Annotated in this window: 18 protein-coding genes; 9 read left to right on the top strand and 9 right to left on the bottom strand. The window is 68.8% G+C overall.

Translation table 11 applies throughout. From position 1 onward, the window contains the following. From J3476_RS19165 to J3476_RS19130, 8 genes are all read left to right on the top strand, one after another. The coding region (locus tag J3476_RS19165; protein ID WP_286183350.1) for an NUDIX hydrolase at positions 1 to 639 on the top strand (639 nt) is incomplete at its 5' end. Next, positions 636 to 3,116 (top strand): DUF6049 family protein, encoded by a 2,481-nt coding sequence (locus tag J3476_RS19160; protein WP_286183349.1) that lies wholly within the window; start codon positions 636 to 638, stop codon positions 3,114 to 3,116. The genes J3476_RS19165 and J3476_RS19160, both read left to right, overlap by 4 nt. 79 nt (positions 3,117 to 3,195) lie before the next feature. Then, on the top strand, positions 3,196 to 6,687 hold the full coding sequence (murJ, locus tag J3476_RS19155; RefSeq protein WP_207067958.1) for a murein biosynthesis integral membrane protein MurJ: 3,492 nt from the start codon (positions 3,196 to 3,198) through the stop codon (positions 6,685 to 6,687). Positions 6,688 to 6,880: 193 nt separating this feature from the next. Next, a complete protein-coding gene (sigM, locus tag J3476_RS19150; protein WP_207067957.1) occupies positions 6,881 to 7,438 on the top strand; it encodes an RNA polymerase sigma factor SigM in 558 nt (185 codons plus the stop codon). A 57-nt stretch (positions 7,439 to 7,495) separates the two neighbouring features. After that, complete coding sequence (locus J3476_RS19145) at positions 7,496 to 8,230, top strand: hypothetical protein (RefSeq protein ID WP_207067955.1); 735 nt, start codon at positions 7,496 to 7,498, stop codon at positions 8,228 to 8,230. Between the two features lie 88 nt (positions 8,231 to 8,318). Continuing rightward, positions 8,319 to 9,320: a thioredoxin-disulfide reductase gene (gene trxB, locus J3476_RS19140; protein ID WP_207067954.1), complete on the top strand. Its 1,002-nt coding sequence runs from the start codon at positions 8,319 to 8,321 to the stop codon at positions 9,318 to 9,320. After that, positions 9,317 to 9,658: a thioredoxin gene (trxA, locus tag J3476_RS19135; protein ID WP_207067953.1), complete on the top strand. Its 342-nt coding sequence runs from the start codon at positions 9,317 to 9,319 to the stop codon at positions 9,656 to 9,658. Before trxB ends, trxA begins: the two co-directional genes overlap by 4 nt. A gap of 95 nt (positions 9,659 to 9,753) precedes the next feature. Then, positions 9,754 to 10,941: an N-acetylmuramoyl-L-alanine amidase gene (locus tag J3476_RS19130; protein WP_152519417.1), complete on the top strand. Its 1,188-nt coding sequence runs from the start codon at positions 9,754 to 9,756 to the stop codon at positions 10,939 to 10,941. 197 nt (positions 10,942 to 11,138) lie between these two features. On the opposite strand, the gene J3476_RS19125 is transcribed toward J3476_RS19130, so the two are convergent. The 9 genes from J3476_RS19125 to rpmH all read right to left on the bottom strand — a co-directional run bounded on the left by J3476_RS19125 (position 11,139) and on the right by rpmH (position 17,518). Further along, positions 11,139 to 11,891, bottom strand: coding sequence for an acetyltransferase (locus tag J3476_RS19125; RefSeq protein WP_207067952.1), 753 nt, complete (start codon positions 11,889 to 11,891; stop codon positions 11,139 to 11,141). Between the two features lie 217 nt (positions 11,892 to 12,108). Further along, positions 12,109 to 13,116, bottom strand: a complete 1,008-nt coding sequence (locus tag J3476_RS19120; protein ID WP_207067951.1) for a ParB/RepB/Spo0J family partition protein — start codon at positions 13,114 to 13,116, stop codon at positions 12,109 to 12,111. Positions 13,117 to 13,159: 43 nt separating this feature from the next. Then, complete coding sequence (locus J3476_RS19115; protein WP_239343468.1) at positions 13,160 to 14,194, bottom strand: ParA family protein; 1,035 nt, start codon at positions 14,192 to 14,194, stop codon at positions 13,160 to 13,162. Then, the gene (rsmG, locus tag J3476_RS19110; RefSeq protein ID WP_207067950.1) at positions 14,095 to 14,778 is read right to left on the bottom strand and encodes a 16S rRNA (guanine(527)-N(7))-methyltransferase RsmG; all 684 of its coding nucleotides are present in this window, start codon (positions 14,776 to 14,778) and stop codon (positions 14,095 to 14,097) included. Before rsmG ends, J3476_RS19115 begins: the two co-directional genes overlap by 100 nt. Before the next feature lie 57 nt (positions 14,779 to 14,835). Beyond that, the gene (locus J3476_RS19105; protein ID WP_207067949.1) at positions 14,836 to 15,516 is read right to left on the bottom strand and encodes a R3H domain-containing nucleic acid-binding protein; all 681 of its coding nucleotides are present in this window, start codon (positions 15,514 to 15,516) and stop codon (positions 14,836 to 14,838) included. A gap of 34 nt (positions 15,517 to 15,550) precedes the next feature. After that, positions 15,551 to 16,615, bottom strand: coding sequence for a membrane protein insertase YidC (gene yidC / locus J3476_RS19100; RefSeq protein ID WP_286183351.1), 1,065 nt, complete (start codon positions 16,613 to 16,615; stop codon positions 15,551 to 15,553). A 43-nt stretch (positions 16,616 to 16,658) separates the two neighbouring features. Further along, on the bottom strand, positions 16,659 to 16,997 hold the full coding sequence (gene yidD, locus J3476_RS19095; protein WP_207067947.1) for a membrane protein insertion efficiency factor YidD: 339 nt from the start codon (positions 16,995 to 16,997) through the stop codon (positions 16,659 to 16,661). Then, complete coding sequence (gene rnpA, locus J3476_RS19090) at positions 16,994 to 17,353, bottom strand: ribonuclease P protein component (RefSeq protein ID WP_207067946.1); 360 nt, start codon at positions 17,351 to 17,353, stop codon at positions 16,994 to 16,996. Before rnpA ends, yidD begins: the two co-directional genes overlap by 4 nt. A 21-nt stretch (positions 17,354 to 17,374) precedes the next feature. Beyond that, entirely contained in the window at positions 17,375 to 17,518 is a 144-nt protein-coding gene (gene rpmH / locus J3476_RS19085; protein ID WP_014818477.1) for a 50S ribosomal protein L34, read from the bottom strand. Between the two features lie 596 nt (positions 17,519 to 18,114). Here rpmH and dnaA point away from each other — a divergent pair. After that, positions 18,115 to 19,665: a chromosomal replication initiator protein DnaA gene (gene dnaA, locus J3476_RS19080; protein WP_207067945.1), complete on the top strand. Its 1,551-nt coding sequence runs from the start codon at positions 18,115 to 18,117 to the stop codon at positions 19,663 to 19,665. Positions 19,666 to 19,761: the final 96 nt, after the last annotated feature.

The following is a 19,761-nucleotide window of genomic DNA, read 5'->3' as shown; positions in this document are numbered from 1 at the left end:
CCCTCCCCCAAAGCCCAGAAATCGCGACCCCGCCGACCCCCGGACCGGCTGCGCACCGTGCACGAGACGTCGGCCGGCGGGCTGGTGATCGACGGGATCGACGGGCCCAAGGACCGCCAGGTCGCCGCGCTGATCGGGCGCGTCGACCGTCGCGGCCGCATGCTGTGGTCGCTGCCCAAGGGCCACATCGAGATGGGTGAGACGGCCGAACAGACCGCGATCCGCGAGGTCGCCGAGGAAACCGGCATCCAGGGCAGCGTGCTCGCCGCCCTGGGCAGCATCGACTACTGGTTCGTCACCGAGGGCCGACGCGTGCACAAGACCGTGCACCATTACCTGATGAGGTTTCTCGACGGTGAGCTCTCCGACGAGGACATCGAGGTCACCGAAGTGGCCTGGGTGCCGCTGCACGAGCTGCCCGCCAAACTGGCCTACGCCGACGAACGGCGGCTGGCCGCGGTCGCCGACCAGCTGATCGACACCCTGCACACCGAGGGGCTCGAGGCGTTGCCGCCGTTGCCGACGACAACACCGCGCCGGCGCGGCCAGACCCATTCGCACACCCGCAGACACCGACCCGACCCCACCGCACAACCCCAGAACGGCCGGCGGACGAACGGCTGCGGACAAGGACCGTGACGAGGCGGGCACACCGGGCATGGCTGCGGCTGGCCACCGCGGTCCTGGCGCTGTCGTTCGCCGTGGCGCCCACCGGAGCGGTCGCTGCGCACGCCCAGCCCGCGGCCGACCAGTTCCTGCGGCTGACCATCGACACCGTGACCCCGGATGTCATGACGACCACCAGCGAACCCCTGGTGACGGTCACCGGCACCGTCAGCAACATCGGTGACCGGCCGGTGCGCGATGTGGTGGTCCGGCTCGAACACGCGCCGGCGGTGACGGCCTCGACGTCGCTGCGCACGGATCTGTCCGGCAACCTCGACCAGTACCAACCGGTGTCGGACTTCATCACCGTCGCCCCGGAGATGGCCCGCGGCCAGGAGGTGCCGTTCCGGCTGGCCGCCCCGGTACGGTCCGCCACCTACGCGTCGCTGGACATCGACGACCCCGGCGTCTACCCGGTCCTGGTCAACGTCAACGGCACCCCCGACTACGGCGCGCCGGCCCGGCTCGACGACACCCGCTTCCTGCTGCCGGTCATGGGTGTTCCGCCCGAGGCCGGGGCCGAACGGTCCGGGGCGAACACGCTGGAGTCGGCGATACCGCCGGACACCACCCGCCCGGTGGGCCTGACGATGTTCTGGCCGCTGGCCGACCGGCCCCGGCTGGCCGGCGGACAGCCCGGCGGCACTGCTCCGGTTCGGCTCATCGACGACGAGCTCGCGACGTCGCTGGCCCCGGGTGGACGGCTGGACACCATGCTGTCGGCGGTGGAGTTCGCGACCAGTCTGGAGGTCGATCCCGCCGGCGAGGTGACCCGCGCGCTGTGCCTGGCGGTGGATCCCGATCTGCTGGTGACCGTCAGCGCCATGACGGCCGGCTACGTCGTCAACGACGCCGCCGACGCGGGCGCGGGCACCCCGACGCATCCGGGCACCGGCCAGCAGGCCGCCACCGACTGGCTCGCCCGACTGACGACATTGGCCCAGCGCATGTGCGTCGCGCCGACGGTGTACGCCCAGGCCGACCTCGACGCGCTGCGCCGGGTGGGCGACCCGGGCCTGTCGACGATCGCAACCACCACCGGCGCCGACATCGTCGACCGCCTGCTCGGCACCACCGCGATCCGCGGCGCCACGCTGATCGGCGACGGCCCGGTCACCGCGCCCGCGGTGCGCCTGTTGTCCGACGTCTACGGTCCCGCCGGGACCGTCGCCATCGGGGCCGCGCCACTGGCCGGCCCCGGAGATGCGGTGGACGACACCCCCGCCACCGCCGACGCGGTGCCGGTGCGGTTCACCCCCGGTGTCACCGCGGCGCTGTTCGACCCCGCCGTCGGGGCGGCGCTCGGCGGCGCAGGCACCAACCCGGAGACACCGACTTATCTGGAACCGTCGCTGGACATCCCGCTCAAACAGGATTCCGCCGTGGCCCGCCGCCAGGACGCGCTCGGCGCCCTGCTGTGGCGCTCACTCAATCCCGACCTGGCGCCGCGCGAGCAGATCCTGATGCCGCCGCTGGTGTGGAATCTCAGCGCCGACGACGCCCAGGCGATCCTCACCGCCCTCGCCAGCAGCATCCGCTCCGGTCTCGCCGAGCCGCGCCCGCTGCCCGAGGTCATCGCCGACGCGGCCGCGACGGCGGAGACGGCCCCGCTGCCGCGCGGAGTGCCGGGCAATCCGCGAGGCCGCTTCGACGACGGCGTGATCTCCGGAATCGCCGCCGTGACGGGCCGGTTGTGGGGGCTGACCTCCGCGTTGACCACCGATGAGCGCACCGGCCTCACCGGGTTCAGCTACACCGATCCGCTGCGCGAGGATCTGTTGCGGGCGCTGAGTCAGTCCGTGCCGCCCGACGCCCGCAACGGTCTGGCCCAGCAGCGACTCACCACTGTCGGGCGCACCGTCGAGGACCTGTTCAACGCCGTCACCATCGTCAATCCGAGCGGCTCCTACACGCTCGCCACCGAGCGCAGCCCGCTGCCGCTGGCGCTGCGCAACGACCTGCCCGTGCCGATCCGGGTCCGGCTCGACATCGACGCACCGCCGGGCATGACGGTCACCGACATGGGCGAGATCGTGCTGCCGCCGGGATTCCTGCCGCTGAAGGTGCCGATCGAGGTGCACTTCACCCAACGGGTGGCGGTCGACGTCGCGCTCCGCACCGCCGACGGTCTGCCACTCGGCGAACCGGTGCGGTTGTCGGTGCACTCCAACGCCTACGGCAAGGTGCTGTTCTTCATCACGCTGACCGGCGGGGTGGTGCTGGTGCTGCTGGTGGGCCGGCGACTGTGGCACCGGTTCCGCGGTCAGCCCGACCGCGCGGACCTGGACCGCCCGGACCCGATCGAGGTCGCGCTGGCATGGGACGACAGCGACGACGGCCACGAGACCGGGGACCGTGACACCGGGGACAGGGCGGACCGGGCCACCCGCGGTCGCGACGGTTCCCGCGGGCGACGCACCTCGACGACCACCGGTGGCACCGGTGAGTGATTCGGTACGGCGCACCGCGAACGGTCCCGCGCCGCGCCCCGAGCTGTCCGATTCGGCGGTCGTGTCGCGCTCCTGGGGGATGGCGATCGCCACGCTGGTCAGCCGGCTCACCGGGTTCGCCCGGATGGTGCTGCTGGCCATCCTGCTCGGCGGGCCGCTGCTCAGTGCCTTCACCGTCGCCAACCAGCTGCCCAACCTGATCGCGGCGCTGGTGCTGGAGGCCACGTTCACCGCCATCTTCGTGCCCGTGCTCGCCCGCGCCGAACGCGACGACCCCGACGGCGGAGCGGCGTTCGTGCGCCGCCTCCTCACGCTGGCCACGACGCTGCTGCTGGCCGTCACGGCCGTGTCGATCGTGGCGGCGCCGCAGCTGGTGAACCTGATGCTGGGGTCGGATCCGGAGGTCAACCGCCCGCTCACCACCGCGTTCGCGTATCTGCTGCTGCCGCAGATCATCTTCTACGGGCTGTCATCGGTGTTCATGGCGATCCTCAACACCCGCAACGTGTTCGGCCCGCCGGCCTGGGCGCCGGTGGTCAACAACATGGTCGCCCTGGTTACGCTCGGGCTGTTCGCGCTCGTCCCGGGCGAGCTGTCCGTCGACCCGGTCGCGATGGGCACCGCCAAACTGCTGGTGCTCGGCATCGGTACGACGCTGGGTGTCATCACCCAGGCCGCCGTGGTGTTCGTGGCGCTGCGCGCCCGCCACGTCAGCATGCGGCCGCTGTGGGGTATCGACGACCGGCTCAAGAAGTTCGGGATGATGGCGCTGGCGATGGTGCTCTATGTGCTCATCAGCCAGGCAGGTCTGGTGGTGGGCAACCGGATCGCTGCCGGCGCAGCCGATTCGGGGCCGGCGATCTACAACTACACGTGGCTGATCCTGCAGCTGCCGTTCGGCATCATCGGCGTCACCGTGCTGACCGTGGTGATGCCGCGGCTGTCCCGCAACGCGGCCGCCGAGAACGGCCCCGCAGTGCTGGCCGACCTGTCGCTGGCCACCCGCCTGACCATGGTCACGCTGATCCCGATCGTCGCGATGATGACCGTCGGCGGGCCCGCGATCGGCAGCGCCCTGTTCTCCTACGGGAACTTCGGGGCAGCCGACGCGGGCTACCTCGGCGTCGCCATCTCCCTGTCGGCGTTCACGCTGATCCCCTACACCCTGCTGCTGTTGCAGCTGAGGGTCTTCTACGCCCGCGAGGAGCCGTGGACGCCGATAGTGCTGATCGTCGTGATCACCGCGGTGAAGATCGCGGCGTCGGTGGCGGCGCCGCACCTGACCGACGACCCGAAGCTGGTCGCCGGCTACCTGGGTCTGGCCAACGGGCTGGGCTTCCTCGCCGGGGCCGCGGTCGGCCACTTTTTGCTGCGGTCACGGCTGAATCCACCGGACGGGCACCTGCTCAGCCTCGACGTGGTCCGAACCATCCTGGTCACCATCACCGCGTCGTTGGGCGGGGGCCTGCTCGCACACATCGCCGATCGCGTGCTCGGTCTGGAGGTGCTGACCGATCAGTGGGGCGGCGGGGGTTCCCTGCTGCGGTTGACCGTCCTGGGCCTGATCATGGTGCCCGTCATCGTCGGGGTGCTGCTCGCGGCCCGGGTACCCGAGGCCGAGGCCGCACTGGCGCTGGTGCGCCGCCGCCTCGGATCCCGCCGGGCAACCCCGCCTGCCCGCGCTCTACCGTCCGTCCCGCCACGATCCGGGCGGTCCCTCACGTACCCTGATCGCAAGAGTTCGTCCTCGCCGCACCGCCACCAGCAGCCCGATCCGGTGCAGCGCGGACCTTCGGCCGACGTCGCCGACGACTGGAGGAGGGGGAGAGGATCCGCGGTGAGCGACAGACCCGCAAACGGTTCTCCGGCCGATCACGATTCCGCGGACAGCCCTGAAACCACTCGTCTCTCCCGGCCGACCGGTCCCGCGGCCGACGACTTCCAGCCGGACGTGCCCGCCGCCGCGAAGCCCGATCCGGTGTCGGCATCGGAGGGTCGCCGGCCCGCGAACGACTACGCCGGTGACCCGACCCGCGAACCGGTGGCGTTCGAATCCCCGCGCGAACAGACCGTCGAGACGCCGTTGTCCGGCGACGACGTCCACCTCATTCCCGGCGCGACGATCGCCGCCGGCCGCTACCGGCTGCTGGTTTTTCACGGCGGACCCGCCAACCTGCAGTTCTGGCAGGCCCTGGACACCGCGCTGGACCGACAGGTCGCCCTGACGTTCGTCGACCCCGACGGCACGATGCCCGACCACGAGGTGCAGGAGATCCTGTCCCGCACCCAGCGACTCGGACGCATCGACATGCCCGGTGTGGCGCGTGTCCTCGACGTCGTCAGCAGCGGCTCCGGAGGCCTGGTCGTCTCGGAGTGGATCCGGGGCGGATCGCTGGTCGAGGTCGCCGACACCGCGCCCTCCCCGATCGGCGGTGCCCGGGCCGTGCAGTCCCTGGCCGCGGCCGCCGACGTCGCGCACCGGCAGGGCGTCGCGTTGTCGGTGGATCACCCCAGCCGGATCCGGGTCAGCATCGACGGCGACGTCGCGCTGGCGTTTCCGGCGACGCTGCCCGACGCCACCCCCGAGAACGACATCCGCGGGATCGGCGCCGCGCTGTACGCCCTGCTGGTCAACCGCTGGCCACTGCCCGAACGCGGTGAGCCCAGCGGCTTGGCGCAGGCCGACCGCGACGCCGCCGGCCAGCCCGTCGAACCCAAGACGGTGGACCGCGACATCCCGTTCCAGATCTCGGCCGCGGCCATCCGGGCCGTCCAGGACGGCGGGGCGATCCGCAGCGCCGGCACCCTGCTGAACCTGCTGCAGCAGGCCACCGCGGTCGCCGACCGCACCGACCACCTCGCCCCCGTCGAGGCCGCGCCCGAACCCGCCGCCGAGGACTGGAAGCCCGAGCCCGACCCCGAGGCCGAAGCGCGACGCCGCAAGGGCCTGATCATCGGCCTGAGCGTCGGCGCTGCCGTGCTCGTGTTGTTCGTGGTGCTGATGGGCACGGTGCTCAGCAACATCTTCGGCGACGTCGACGACGGTCTGGGCGGCGACGAACTCGGCCTGAACTCGCCCACCGAATCCTCGGAACAGACCAGTGAGCCGCAGACCGCCGGGCAGGTGATCGAACCCAGCTCGGTCACCGTGTTCTCCCCCGAAGGTGAGGCCGACGCGCCCGATCTGGCCGAGCTCGCCATCGACGGCGACCCGAGCACGGTGTGGCCCACCGACACCTACAGCGACCCGGAGCCGTTCCCGAACTTCAAGAACGGGTTGGGCCTGATGCTGCAGCTGCCGGAGCCGGCGACGCTGGGATCGGTGACGATCAACCTCAACAGCACCGGCACGTCCGTGCAGATCCGCTCGTCGTCCACCGCCACCCCGTCCTCGCTGGACGACACCACCGCACTGACCCAGCCCACTGCGCTTCGACCGGGGTCCAACACCATCGACGTCGAGGACGCGGCACCGACGTCACACGTGCTGGTGTGGATCACCAAGCTCGGAAACGTCGGCGGGGAGAGCCGCTCCGACATCGCCGAGATCACGCTGCGCGCGGCGTCCTGACCGGGTCCATCCCCAGCACCGCACCGGGGTCGGCGCAGATGAGCGTGGACGCCAGAAACTGGTGTCCGACACCCCCTGTCGGTGCCCTTAGTGTTCGGCTGTGGGGATCTTCGGGGCACGTGCACATCGCAGGGAACGGCTGCTCGGTGACGTTGAACCGCTCGGTGACGTTGAACCGCTCAGTGACGTTGAACTGCTCAGTGACGTTGAACTGCTCAGTGACGCCGAGTTGCTCGACGCGCATGTCCGCGGCGACCGATACGCATTCGAGGAGCTGTTCCACCGCCACCATCGGCAGCTCTACCGGTTGGCGACGCTGACCAGCCGCAACCCCGACGACGCCGCCGACGCGCTGCAGGACGCCATGCTCGCCGCGCACCGATCCGCGCACCGGTTCCGCCACGACTCCACGGTCAGCAGCTGGCTGTATCGCATCGTCGTCAACGCCTGCCTGGACCGGCTGCGGCGCAACCGGGTGCATTCGTGCGAGGTACTCGAGGAGCACGCCGGTCCGGCTACCGACCCGACCGGTCGGCTCGTCACCGCTCTCGTCGTCGAGCGCGCGCTGCTGGGCCTGCCTGTCGAGCAGCGAGCCGCGGTCGTCGCGGTCGACATGCAGGGCTACACAGTCGCCGAGACGGCGCTGATCCTGGGTGTGCCCGAGGGCACGGTGAAGAGCCGCTGCTCACGGGCCCGCGCCAAACTGGCGGGCGCGCTGGACGGGCTGGCCGCCGGTGCCCCCGCCGGGTGACCGCGGTCGGTTAGCCTCGAACGGTTCGCAGGAGTCGACGAGCAGCCGGGGGCAGCCATGGACGGTCACGCGGGCCGTGACCCCGGCACCGATCCGCCCGAACTCACCGCCGCGGTGCTGGCCGACCTGCAGGCCGGACTGCTCGACGACGCCACCGCAGCCCGCATCCGGCGCCGCGCCTGCGACGATCCCGAAGCCACGCGCACCCTCGCCCACCTCGACGCGGTGCGGGGTGAGCTGGCCCGGCTCGGCAGCGATCCGTCCGGCGCGCCCGTTCCGCCGCCCGACGTCACCGCCCGGGTCGGTGCCGCAGTGCGTGCGGCGTCCAGCACGCCCGAACACCGCATCGCCCGGCCCAGCCTCAGCCGTCCCCAGCGGGTGGCGGTCGGAGGCGGGCTGCTGGCCGCCACCGCGGCGGTCGCGATAGGCGCCGTGACCCTCACCCGCGAGCCGGGTCCGTCGTTCCCGGCCGGACCGACCGCCTCGCAGATCACCGCCGCGCCCGACGACTTCCCGGTCCCCGAGACCGAGTTACGCGCGCTGCTGTCCGCGCCGGCCGACCTGGGCCCGTTGACCGATCCGCGGCGGCTCGCCTCCTGCCTGGCCGGGCTAGGCCACTCCCCCGGCGGACCGGTGCTCGGCGCGCGGACCGACCGGGTCGCCGGCCGTCCTGCCGTGGTGCTGGTTCTTCCCGACGAGGTCCCCGACCGGGCCACCGCCGTCGTCGTCGCCTCCACCTGCAGTGCCGCCGACACCGGCCTGCTCGCACGCCGGAGTCTGGACCTGCCGTGAACCCACCGACACCCCCACTGGGCAGGTCTGCGGGAACACCCGGGCATACCCTGTTGTTAGAACCCGTGCCGCAGGCAGAAAGGCTCGCATGACCTCCTCACCCACCATCCATGACGTCATCGTCATCGGCTCCGGTCCGGCCGGTTACACCGCCGCCGTGTACGCCGCGCGCGCCCAGCTCAAGCCCCTGGTCTTCGAGGGCAGCCAATTCGGCGGCGCGCTGATGACCACCACCGAGGTCGAGAACTACCCCGGCTTCAAAGACGGCATCATGGGCCCCGAACTCATGGACCAGATGCGTGAGCAGGCCCTGCGCTTCGGCGCCGACCTGCGCATGGAAGATGTCGACGCGGTCGATCTGACCGGACCGGTCAAGACCGTCACCGTCGGCGACGAAACCCATCACGCCCGCTCGGTCATCCTGGCCATGGGTGCCGCGGCCCGCCATCTCGGCGTGCCGGGCGAGGACAGCCTGCTCGGCATGGGGGTCAGCACTTGCGCCACCTGCGACGGCTTCTTCTTCCGCGACCAGGACATCGCCGTGGTCGGCGGCGGCGACTCGGCCATGGAGGAGGCCACCTTCCTGACCCGGTTCGCCCGCAGCGTCACGCTCATCCACCGCCGCGACGAGTTCCGCGCCTCTCGGATCATGCTCGAACGCGCCCAGGCCAACGACAAGATCACCATCCTGACCAACACGGCCGTCACCGCCATCGAGGGCGACCCCAAGGTCAGCGGCATCCGGTTGCGCAACACCGTCACCGGCGAAGAATCCGAGCTGGCCGTCACCGGCGTGTTCGTCGCCATCGGGCACGACCCGCGCTCCGAGTTGGTCCGTGGACAGATCGACCTGGACGACGAGGGTTACGTCAAGACCCGCGGACGGACCACCTACACCTCGGTGGACGGGGTGTTCGCCGCTGGCGACCTGGTGGATCACACCTACCGGCAGGCCATCACCGCGGCCGGCACCGGATGTTCGGCCTCGATCGACGCCGAACGCTGGCTGGCCGACCACGACGAGACCCCAACCGCTCCCCCCACCCCGACCACCGCCGACGGCAGCGACCTGATAGGAGCACAGCAATGACCGATTCCGGCACGGAGGCAGCCACCGTTGCGGTGACCGACGACTCGTTCTCCCAGGACGTGCTGTCCTCGAGCACACCGGTCCTGGTCGACTTCTGGGCCACCTGGTGCGGACCGTGCAAGATGGTCGCCCCGGTCCTGGAGGAGATCGCCTCGGAGAAGGCGGGCTCACTGACGGTCGCCAAGCTCGACGTCGACGAGAACCCGGCCACCGCGAGGGACTTCCAGGTGGTGTCGATCCCGACGATGATCTTGTTCAAGGACGGCGAGCCGGTCAAGCGCATAGTCGGCGCCAAGGGCAAGGCCGCGCTGCTGCGCGAACTCGCTGACCTGGTCTGACAGCGGACTCAGCTGCGGCGGCGGCCGCCGCCGCGGGCCGGAACAACGCGCCGACGTTTTCCGGATTGCGCTGCTCTTCTGAGACAATTACGGCTATGTCGAGCTTGCGTCGCGGTGACCGCGGGGGTGCGGTCACCGAGATCCGGGCCGCGTTGGCGGCCCTGGGCATGATCGACAATCCCGACGACGATCTCACCACCGGCAGGCACGTCGCGGTCGACGTCTTCGACGATGACCTCGACCACTCCGTGCGCGCGTTCCAGCAGCATCGCGGTCTGCTGGTGGACGGCATCGTCGGTGAAGCCACCTACCGCGCCCTCAAAGAGGCCTCCTACCGTCTCGGTGCCCGCACCCTCAACCACCAGTTCGGCGCACCGATGTACGGCGACGACGTGGCGACGTTGCAGGCACGCCTGCAGGATCTCGGGTTCTACACCGGCTTGGTGGACGGCCACTTCGGTCTGCAGACGCACAATGCGCTGTCGTCGTATCAACGTGAGTACGGGTTGTATCCCGACGGCATCTGCGGCCCGGAAACGTTGCGGTCCCTGTACTTCCTGGGCTCGCGGGTGACCGGTGGTTCACCGCACGCCATCCGCGAGGAGGAGCTGGTGCGCAGCTCCGGGCCCCGCCTGTCCGGCAAGCGGATCATCATCGATCCGGGGCGCGGCGGCGACGACCACGGGCTCATCATGAACGGGCCCGCCGGCCCCATCAGCGAAGCAGACATCCTGTGGGACTTGGCCAGTCGCCTCGAAGGCCGGATGACCGCGATCGGCATGGAGACGTTTCTGTCCCGTCCGGCCCACCGCTCCCCCACTGACGCCGAGCGCGCCGGCACCGCCAACACCGTCGGCGCCGATCTGATGATCAGCCTGCGCTGCGCGACCCAACCCAGTCCGGCGGCCAACGGCGTGGCGTCCTTCCATTTCGGCAACTCGCACGGCTCGGTGTCCACGATCGGACGTAACCTCGCCGATTTCATCCAGCGAGAGGTCGTGGCCCGCACCGGATTACGCGACTGCCGCGTGCACGGCCGGACCTGGGATCTGCTCCGGTTGACCCGGATGCCGACCGTCCAGGTCGACGTCGGTTACGTCACCAATCCCGGCGACCGCGCCACGCTGGTGTCCGCCGAGTCGCGTGATTCCCTCGCCGAGGGCATCCTCGCCGCGGTGAAGCGGCTCTATCTGCTCGGCAAGAACGACCGTCCCACCGGCACGTTCACCTTCGCCGAGTTGCTGGCCCACGAATTGTCCGTGGAACAGGCCCGCCAGGGCTGACCGCTCGCGCCGGTGGCCACCGTTCTGCGGGACCGATCGCTTGAGCCGCAACGTTTTTCGGCGCCCGGATGTCTCACTGCCCCGGTTTTCCTTCTCGCCCAGGCGCCGTTCCTGACGCCGCGAATTCTCGGGCCCGGCGGATCACGATGCCTACCCGACCGTCCCTTGTCCTCACGAGCTCTCGCGCCCGGTTCGGGTCAGGCGAACTCCACGGACGACGACCCCGAGCCGACCATTTGCAGTTGGGCGCTCTGCAGCAGTCGCTCCAGCGCTGCCTCCACGTCGGCCTTCCAGCCGAGGCCCTGCTCGAGCTCCAAACGCAGCCGGGGGAAATAGGTGTGGTGAGACACGACGACGAAACCGGCGTCGAGCAGCAGATCGCTGTCGAGCACGCATTGCTCCACCGAGCAGTCCCCCAGCGCTTCCATCACCGGGACGACATCGGCCGGCCGCTGGGCGGGATCGCTCAGCGCGGCGACCTCCGCAGTCCGCCCGAAGGCCTCCAGCGCGCGGACACCGCGCCGCACCAGGTCTGCGACCACGGCGGCGATCAGCGTGCGGGACAACTCCTGCGCCGCCTCGCCGGGGTCGATGCCCAGCGATGTCAGTAACACCGCGTCGGCACTCACCGGGCCGGTGGGAAAGCGTCCGGCCCGCGGCACCGACCGCGGCGGGGCGTAGAAGACGTACCCCAGGCATGGCTCATCACCGGTGTCGGGTGCGGGATCCTCGCCTACGGCGACCTCCTGGATGTCGACGGCCAACTGCCCGCACGAACCCCATTCGAGCATGACCATCGACAGCCACGCTTCCTTCTCGAACTCGGGGTCCGACAGCTGGCCCTCCGCACCGACGGTGAGCGGGTCGACCTCCCAGTACACGCAACGCCGTGCATGCTTCGGCAACTGCTCGAAAGCTTCGAGCCGAAGAGGCGTGATGCGAGCGGCCACTACACCCCCGGGTCTTGTCGCCGTTCCGAAATGGACTGTTGCCACTCCAGGATAGAAGGCGCCGACCGCAGGGAGCCGCGGCGGCCCGGATTCGGGCCGTTGCGCGTGGCCTGAATCCAATTGTGTTGACCGGCAATGCGTTTGCCGCGCACCGCGCGATGCGTCGGTCCCGTTCGCCGGGCTGTGTCACAGTGACGTAATTCGCACGGGTGGTAGGTCATCGCGACGACGCGTTCATCAAGTCGACGATGCGTTGCAGATCGTCGACCGAACCGAATTCGACCACGATCTTGCCCTTGCGCTTCCCCAGGCTCACCGTCACCCGGGTGTCAAAGGCCGACGACAGCTGTTCGGCGACATCCTGCAGACCCGGCATCTGGATCGGCTTACGTCGCGGTGCGGAGGGCGGTGCATTCCCATCCCGGTTCGCCAGTGTCACGGCTTCCTCGGTGGCACGCACCGACAGACCCTCGGCAACGATCCGGGCGGCGAGCTCCTCCTGCACCTCCGGACCGCCTTCGAGCGACAGCAGCGCCCGCGCATGCCCAGCGGACAGAACGCCGGCGGCGACACGGCGCTGCACGGCGATGGGCAGCCGCAGCAGCCGGATCATGTTCGTGATCAGCGGCCGGGACCGTCCGATCCGCGACGCGAGTTCATCGTGGGTGACGCCGAACTCGTCGAGCAACTGTTGATACGCGGCGGCCTCTTCGAGGGGGTTCAGCTGGACGCGGTGGATGTTCTCCAGCAGCGCGTCGCGCAGCATGCTGTCGTCGGCGGTCTCCCGCACAATCGCCGGAATCGTCGCGACGCCGGCTTCCTGGGCTGCACGCCAACGGCGCTCCCCCATCACCAGCTGATAGCGCGGGGCTCCGGTTGCATCGTCCTGATTCGTCGGGGCGGCCCGCACGACGATCGGCTGCATCAATCCGAACTCGCGGATGGAGTGCACCAGCTCAGCGAGTGACTCCTCGTCGAACACCTGGCGCGGCTGACGCGGATTGGGCTCGATCTGCGCGGGATCGATCTCCCGATAGACCGCACCGGCCGGGTTGGACTCCTCCGGCTGCGGCGTCACGGTCGGTCCACCGAGCACCACGTCGGCAGCTGCCGATCCCATCCGCGGACCGAAGGTCGACGGTTCACCGTCTTCCGCCGGGCCCGTCGGGATCAGTGACGCCAGCCCGCGGCCGAGCCCGCTGCGTTTACGCGCCGGGTTGTTCATCGATTACCCCTTCTCCTCACCAAGGATCCACGCCGTTCGACGCTCACCGCGTCTGCCCTCCCGCTCCTCGGTAGGCCAACTCCCGGCTGGCGTCCAGGTAGCTCATCGCTCCGCGCGAGCCTGGGTCGTAATCGATGATCGACATTCCGTAGCCCGGCGCCTCTGACACCTTCACGCTGCGCGGAATCACCGTCTGCAGCACCTTGTCGCCGAAGTGTGCACGAACATCCATCGCGACCTGGTCCGCCAACTTGGTCCGCCCGTCGTACATCGTGAGCACGACGGTGGTGACATCAAGAGCTGGGTTCAGGTGGGCCTTGACCATCTCGATGTTGCGAAGCAGCTGCCCCACACCCTCGAGCGCGTAGTACTCGCACTGAATGGGGATCAGGACCTCCGGTGCGGCGACCAAGGCGTTGATGGTCAGCAGACCCAGCGACGGCGGGCAATCGATGAACACATAGTCGAAGTCGTACTGCTCGAGTTCGGACAGCGCGGTGCGCAGTCGCCCTTCCCGGGCGACCATGCTCACCAACTCGATCTCGGCACCGGCCAGATCGATGGTGGCGGGGATGCAGAACAGCCGTTCGTTGTGCGGGCTCTGCTGTACGGCCTCGCCGACGTCGATGTCGCCGAGCAACACCTCGTATGACGAGGCCGTCCCGGGACGATGTTCGATGCCCAACGCGGTGCTGGCGTTGCCCTGGGGATCGAGATCAATGACCAGGACGCGCATGCCTTGCAGGGCCAGTGCCGATGCGATGTTGACCGCGGTCGTGGTCTTCCCGACTCCGCCCTTCTGATTGGCGATGGTGAACACTCGCTGGCGGGCCGGCCGGGGCAGCTGTCCCTGGGCCGCGTGCATCATCCGGACGGCGCGCTCAGCCTCCGCCCCGATCGGCGTATCCACGTCCTGGCTGTCCCAGGTTTCACGTGAAACATCCGTCGGAGCGCCGGTCGGCTCTCCGGGAATCGACGTCACTTGGGGTTCCTTCCCGCTGGCGGCTGCTTCCCTCGCGTCATACTCCGGAACCCTACGACCACGGTTGCGGGCGGGTCCACGTATTGCGCCCCACATCTCTTCACCTTCACATCGGTCATGCCGAGCGACGCCATCGCCCGCGCGTGCTCACGTACCTCATCCTCGGCGCGCTCTCCCTTGATCGCCAGCATGCGGCCACCGGTGCGAAGCAGAGGACAACTCCAGCGCGTCAGCTTGTCCAGGGATGCCACGGCGCGGGACACGACGACGTCGACCTCCCCCACCTCGTCGCGGACCGACCGGTCTTCGGCCCGGCCACGAATGACCACACATTGGATGCCGAGCTCCTCGACGACTTCCCGCAGAAAGTCGCTCCGCCGCAGGAGCGGTTCGATCAGCGTGACCCGCACGTCTGGCCGCGCCAGGGCCAACGGTATCCCGGGCAGGCCGGCTCCACTCCCGATGTCCGCCACCTTCTCGCCGGACTCGAGCATCTCGCCGACCACCGCGCTGTTGAGTACGTGACGGTCCCATAATCGTGCCACTTCACGCGGACCCAACAATCCGCGCTCCACTCCGGCTCCAGCCAGGATCTCGGTGTAGCGCACCGCCGCGTCGGCGGCAGCACCGAACACCGCGTCCACCGCGACGGGCGGCGGCGCAACCTCGGCACGTTTCACGTGAAACATCCTCCGACCGAACGCGCGATGGACGAACTACATGGATGTAACTCTGGGTCAGTCGACCAGGACGACGACGCGACGAGAGGGCTCCACACCCTCGCTCTCGCTGTGCACGCCGCTGACCGCGGCCACGGCGTCATGCACGATCTTGCGTTCGAACGGAGTCATCGGGGATAGCTCTTCCCGCTCCCCGGTCTCCAGGACGCGCCGCGCCACCTTCTCACCCAACGCCGTCAGCTCCTCGCGCCGGCGCTGCCGCCACTGCGCGATGTCGAGCATCAGACGACTGCGCTCGCCGGTCTTCTGGTGCACCGCCAGACGAGTCAGCTCCTGAAGCGCGTCGAGCACCTCGCCCTTACGGCCGACCAACTTCGTCAGGTCGGTCCCGCCGTCGATGCTGACGACCGCGCGGTCCCCTTCGACGTCCAGATCGATGTCTCCATCGAAGTCAAGGAGATCCAGCAGCTCTTCCAGATAGTCACCGGCGATCTCGCCTTCGGCCACCAGCGGGTCGTCCATCTCGTCTCCCCCGTCGGCGCCCGCAGCGTCCCCGGACCCCGCCGCGCCGTCACTGTCGTCAGCCGCACTCGTGGCGCCGGCATCAGCTGTGTCCGTGGCTCCACGATCGGTGTCGGCGGTTCCGGTGGCGCCGGCACCCTCAACCGTTTCGGCGGCTCCGCCATCCTGAACTGTTTCAGCGACTCCGCCATCAGGTGCGGTCTCGAACTTCGTCATGCGTACCTCTTTCTCATTCGCGCTCGCCTGCGCGTCAACGTTTCCGTTTCTTCGGCCGGGCTCCCGGCTTCGGGGTTCGGTTCACCGCCCCGTTCCGCGCCGCAGACTTGGCCGCGGAGTCGGTGTTGGTCGCGGGCGCACTCTCGTTCGAGTCCGCCTTGGCCGCACCGTTGCTCTCGGGTTCCGTACCGTCGACCGCGGCGGAACCGCTGTTGGCGACACCAGCCGAATCGGCCTTCTTCTTACGAGGCTTGGCGCCCGGCGCCGGAGCGTTGGCCGCCCGCCGCTCGATGGCCTCGAGCTTCTTCTGCTCTTCTTCCTTCTCGATCTTGCCGAACACGTAGTGCTGCTGACCGAAGGTCCAGATGTTGTTCGCGAACCAGTACAGGATGATCGCCAGAGGCAGGAACGGCCCACCGACCACCACACCGAGCGGGAAGACGTACAGCGCCAGCTTGTTCATCAGCGCGGTCTGTGGATTGGCGGCCGCCTCCGGGCTCTGCCTCGCGACCGAGGCGCGGCTGTTGAAGTAGGTGGCGATACCGGCCGCGATCATGATCGGCACGCCCACCGCGATCACCGCAGTCCGGTTGAATTCGGTGAATGCCTCCAGACCCGCAGACTGGGTCATGTAGGCCCCGAGCGGTGCCCCGAACAGATTGGCGTCCAGGAAGTGGCGGACATCCTCGGCGCTGAAGAAGTAGTTCGCGAGTTGCGCGTTCTCCTCGACACTCAGGTTGAGATGACCGAACCCGATGCCGCCGGTCCGGTTGAACGACCGCAGAACGTGATAGAGGCCCAGGAACACCGGGATCTGAGCAAGCATCGGCAGACAACCCAGGATCGGGTTGAACCCGTGCTCGCGCTGCAGCTTCTGCATCTCCAGCGCCATCCGCTGGCGATCCTTGCCGTACTTCTTCTGCAGCGCCTTGATCTGGGGTTGCAGCTCCTGCATCTGCCGGGTGGTGCGGATCTGCCGGACGAACGGCTTGTACAGAATCGCGCGCAGCGTGAACACCAGGAACATCACGGACAGCGCCCACGCGAAGAAGTTCGTGGGACCCAGAAGGAAGGCGAAGACCTTGTACCAGACCCACATGATCCCCGACACCGGGTAGTAGATGATGTCGAGGCTGAAGAAATTAAACACGCGGCTGACTCTTCCCTTGGTGGTCCGGGCTGACCCGGTGTTCGGTGACGCCTTCGCCGTACGGGTCGGCGGCCTCACTGTGGTTGTCCGGTTGCCCGTCCCGCTCCGGGATCGGGTCCCATCCTCCGTTATGCCATGGACCGCACTTCCCCAGTCGCACCAGGGCCAGCCATCCGCCGCGCAGCAAGCCGTACTCGCTCAACGCATCGACGGCGTACTGGCTGCAGGTGGGGGTGAACCGACAGGTCGGCAGTCGCAGCGGAGAGATGGTGTGGCGGTAGAGCTGGATGAGAAAGACCAGCGCGCGCACCGGCGCCGATCGCACGCTCATGCGCCGGCCCCCGCTCGGGCCGAGATCCGTGCGAGCGCGGTGCGCAGTTCCTGTTCGAGCCGAAGCGACAACGCGTGCCGACTGCCGGGCAGTGCCCGGATGACTATGCGGTCCGCGGGGGTCAGCTCATCCATGACGGTGCGCGCCACATGGCGCAGCTGCCGGGACACCCGGTGACGTTGCACCGCATTACCCACCGCTTTGGAGACGACCAGGCCGATCCGCGGTCCGGGGTCACCGGTCTGGTCAGAACGCAACCGGTATACGACGAGGTCGGGCTGAGCGGCCCGGATCCCCTGACTGACTGTGGCACCGAACTCGGCCGACCGCGTCATCCGGTTCCGAGCCGGAAGCACCGCGTCAGACCTTGGACCGGATCACGCAGTCAGCGAGCGACGGCCCTTGCGGCGCCGATCCGAGACGATGGCCCGCCCGGCGCGGGTGCGCATCCGCAGCCGGAACCCGTGCACGCGCGCGCGGCGACGGTTGTTGGGCTGAAAGGTCCGCTTGCCCTTGGCCACGTCAGTCACTCCTTGTTGCGTTTGACCGCCACGCGCCAGCCCGCATGATGTCGGTCATGCCAAGCGCGACGCGGACGGCCGTTGGTAAGCTCGTCACTCTTGCCGGCGCGGTCCCCGGTGGCACCGGGTCGCAGCCGTATCACCACTTGCGGGCGACTGTTCGAGGGTACTGACGAGATTTCGCTCGGTCAAACCTACGGTCAGCGCCCCGATCACTGTCACCGTCATCACACCGGACCCACCTGTCACGCTTGTCTGGAACTATTGGGCCAGTGGCGATCTCCGCACCCGACGTCGACACGTTCACGGCCCTCGGAATGTTGCAGAACTGTTGGCACTCGGAGAGAAAACTGTTAGCTTCTGGCAATGCCGATTCCACAACGGATCGGCGAACGACAACGAAGCGAGGACGCCTCCTCCGCCGCGAGCCCACTGGATGATCATCTGTGACGCGCTCCGGTGTGGAGCGTTCGCGCCGGTAGACAACACAACGACGACGGGCGTCCCCTATCCACAGTCTGTGGATAACTTTGTGGACAATTCGTCGTCGTTCGTCAGGTCGACCCTCGCGTCGGCCCCGAGGGGGTTAAGTGTCTGTGAGCGCTGACCCCGACCCCCCCTTCGTCACCATCTGGAACAACGTCGTCACCGAGCTGAACGGCTCACCGGGCGCGGGTGGTCGCACGCTGACCCCGCAACAGCGGGCCTGGCTCAAGCTCGTGCAGCCGCTGGTGCTGACCGAGGGGTTCGCCCTGCTGTCGGTGCCCACGCCGTTCGTCCAGAACGAGATCGAACGACACCTCCGCGAACCGATCGTGGCCGCGCTCAGTCGCCAACTGGGTCAGCGCGTCGAACTCGGCGTCCGGATCGCCGATCCCGCCACCGCGTCCGCCGACGAGCCTGGTCGAGACGGACACAACGGGCGGACCAGCGCGGCGTCGACCATGACCGCGCTCGATCCCGAAACCATGACCGGCGACGGTGCGGACGGCACCTCCTTCGACGACAGCGACGACGATGTCGACGACGACCTGGCCGCACGCGCCAGCGCCGAGGAGAACTGGCCGTCGTATTTCGCCAACCGCGCGGCGAACTCGGCCGGCGACGACGCCTCAGGTGTCACCCTCAACCGGCGCTACACCTTCGACACGTTCGTCATCGGCGCATCCAACCGCTTCGCCCACGCGGCGTCGCTGGCGATCGCCGAAGCGCCCGCCCGGGCCTACAACCCGCTGTTCATCTGGGGAGAGTCCGGTCTGGGTAAGACCCACCTCCTGCACGCGGCCGGCAATTACGCCCAGCGGCTGTTCCCGGGGATGCGGGTCAAGTACGTCTCGACCGAGGAATTCACCAACGACTTCATCAACTCGCTGCGCGATGACCGTCGGGCGTCGTTCAAACGCACCTACCGCGACATCGATGTCCTGCTTGTCGACGACATCCAGTTCATCGAGGGCAAAGACGGTATCCAGGAAGAGTTCTTCCACACGTTCAACACCCTGCACAACGCGAACAAGCAGATCGTCATCTCCTCCGACCGGCCGCCGAAGCAGCTGGCCACCCTCGAGGACCGGCTGCGCACCCGCTTCGAGTGGGGCCTGATCACCGATGTCCAGCCGCCGGAGCTGGAGACGCGGATCGCCATTCTGCGCAAGAAGGCTCAGATGGACCGCCTCGACGTACCCGGTGATGTCCTGGAGTTGATCGCCAGCCGCATCGAGCGCAACATCCGCGAGCTCGAGGGCGCGCTCATCAGGGTCACCGCGTTCGCGTCTCTGAACAAGACCCCCATCGACAAGTCGCTGGCCGAGATCGTGCTGCGCGATCTCATCTCCGACCCCACCACGATGCAGATCAGCACCGCGGCCATCATGGCCGCCACCGCCGAGTACTTCGAGACCAGCGTCGACGAACTGCGAGGGCCGGGCAAGACGCGTGCGTTGGCACAGTCCCGCCAGATCGCGATGTATCTGTGCCGCGAACTCACCGACCTGTCCCTGCCGAAGATCGGTCAGGCATTCGGGCGCGACCACACCACGGTCATGTACGCCGAGAAGAAGATTCGCGCCGAGATGGCCGAACGACGCGAGGTGTTCGACCACGTCAAAGAGCTCACCACGCGGATCCGCCAGCGCGCCAAGCGCTGAACGCGCGACCTGTTCTGCACCGCCGCGGCGGCGCCCGCACGACATGATCGTGGCCTTGCCGGTGCGCCCGCACGCTCCCCGGATCGCCCATCCGTT

Source organism: Mycobacterium sp. PO1 (assembly GCF_017312405.1).
Taxonomy (GTDB): domain Bacteria; phylum Actinomycetota; class Actinomycetes; order Mycobacteriales; family Mycobacteriaceae; genus Mycobacterium.
Note: the sequence above shows the minus strand (reverse complement) of the source record. Positions and strands in the feature narration are given on the sequence as shown.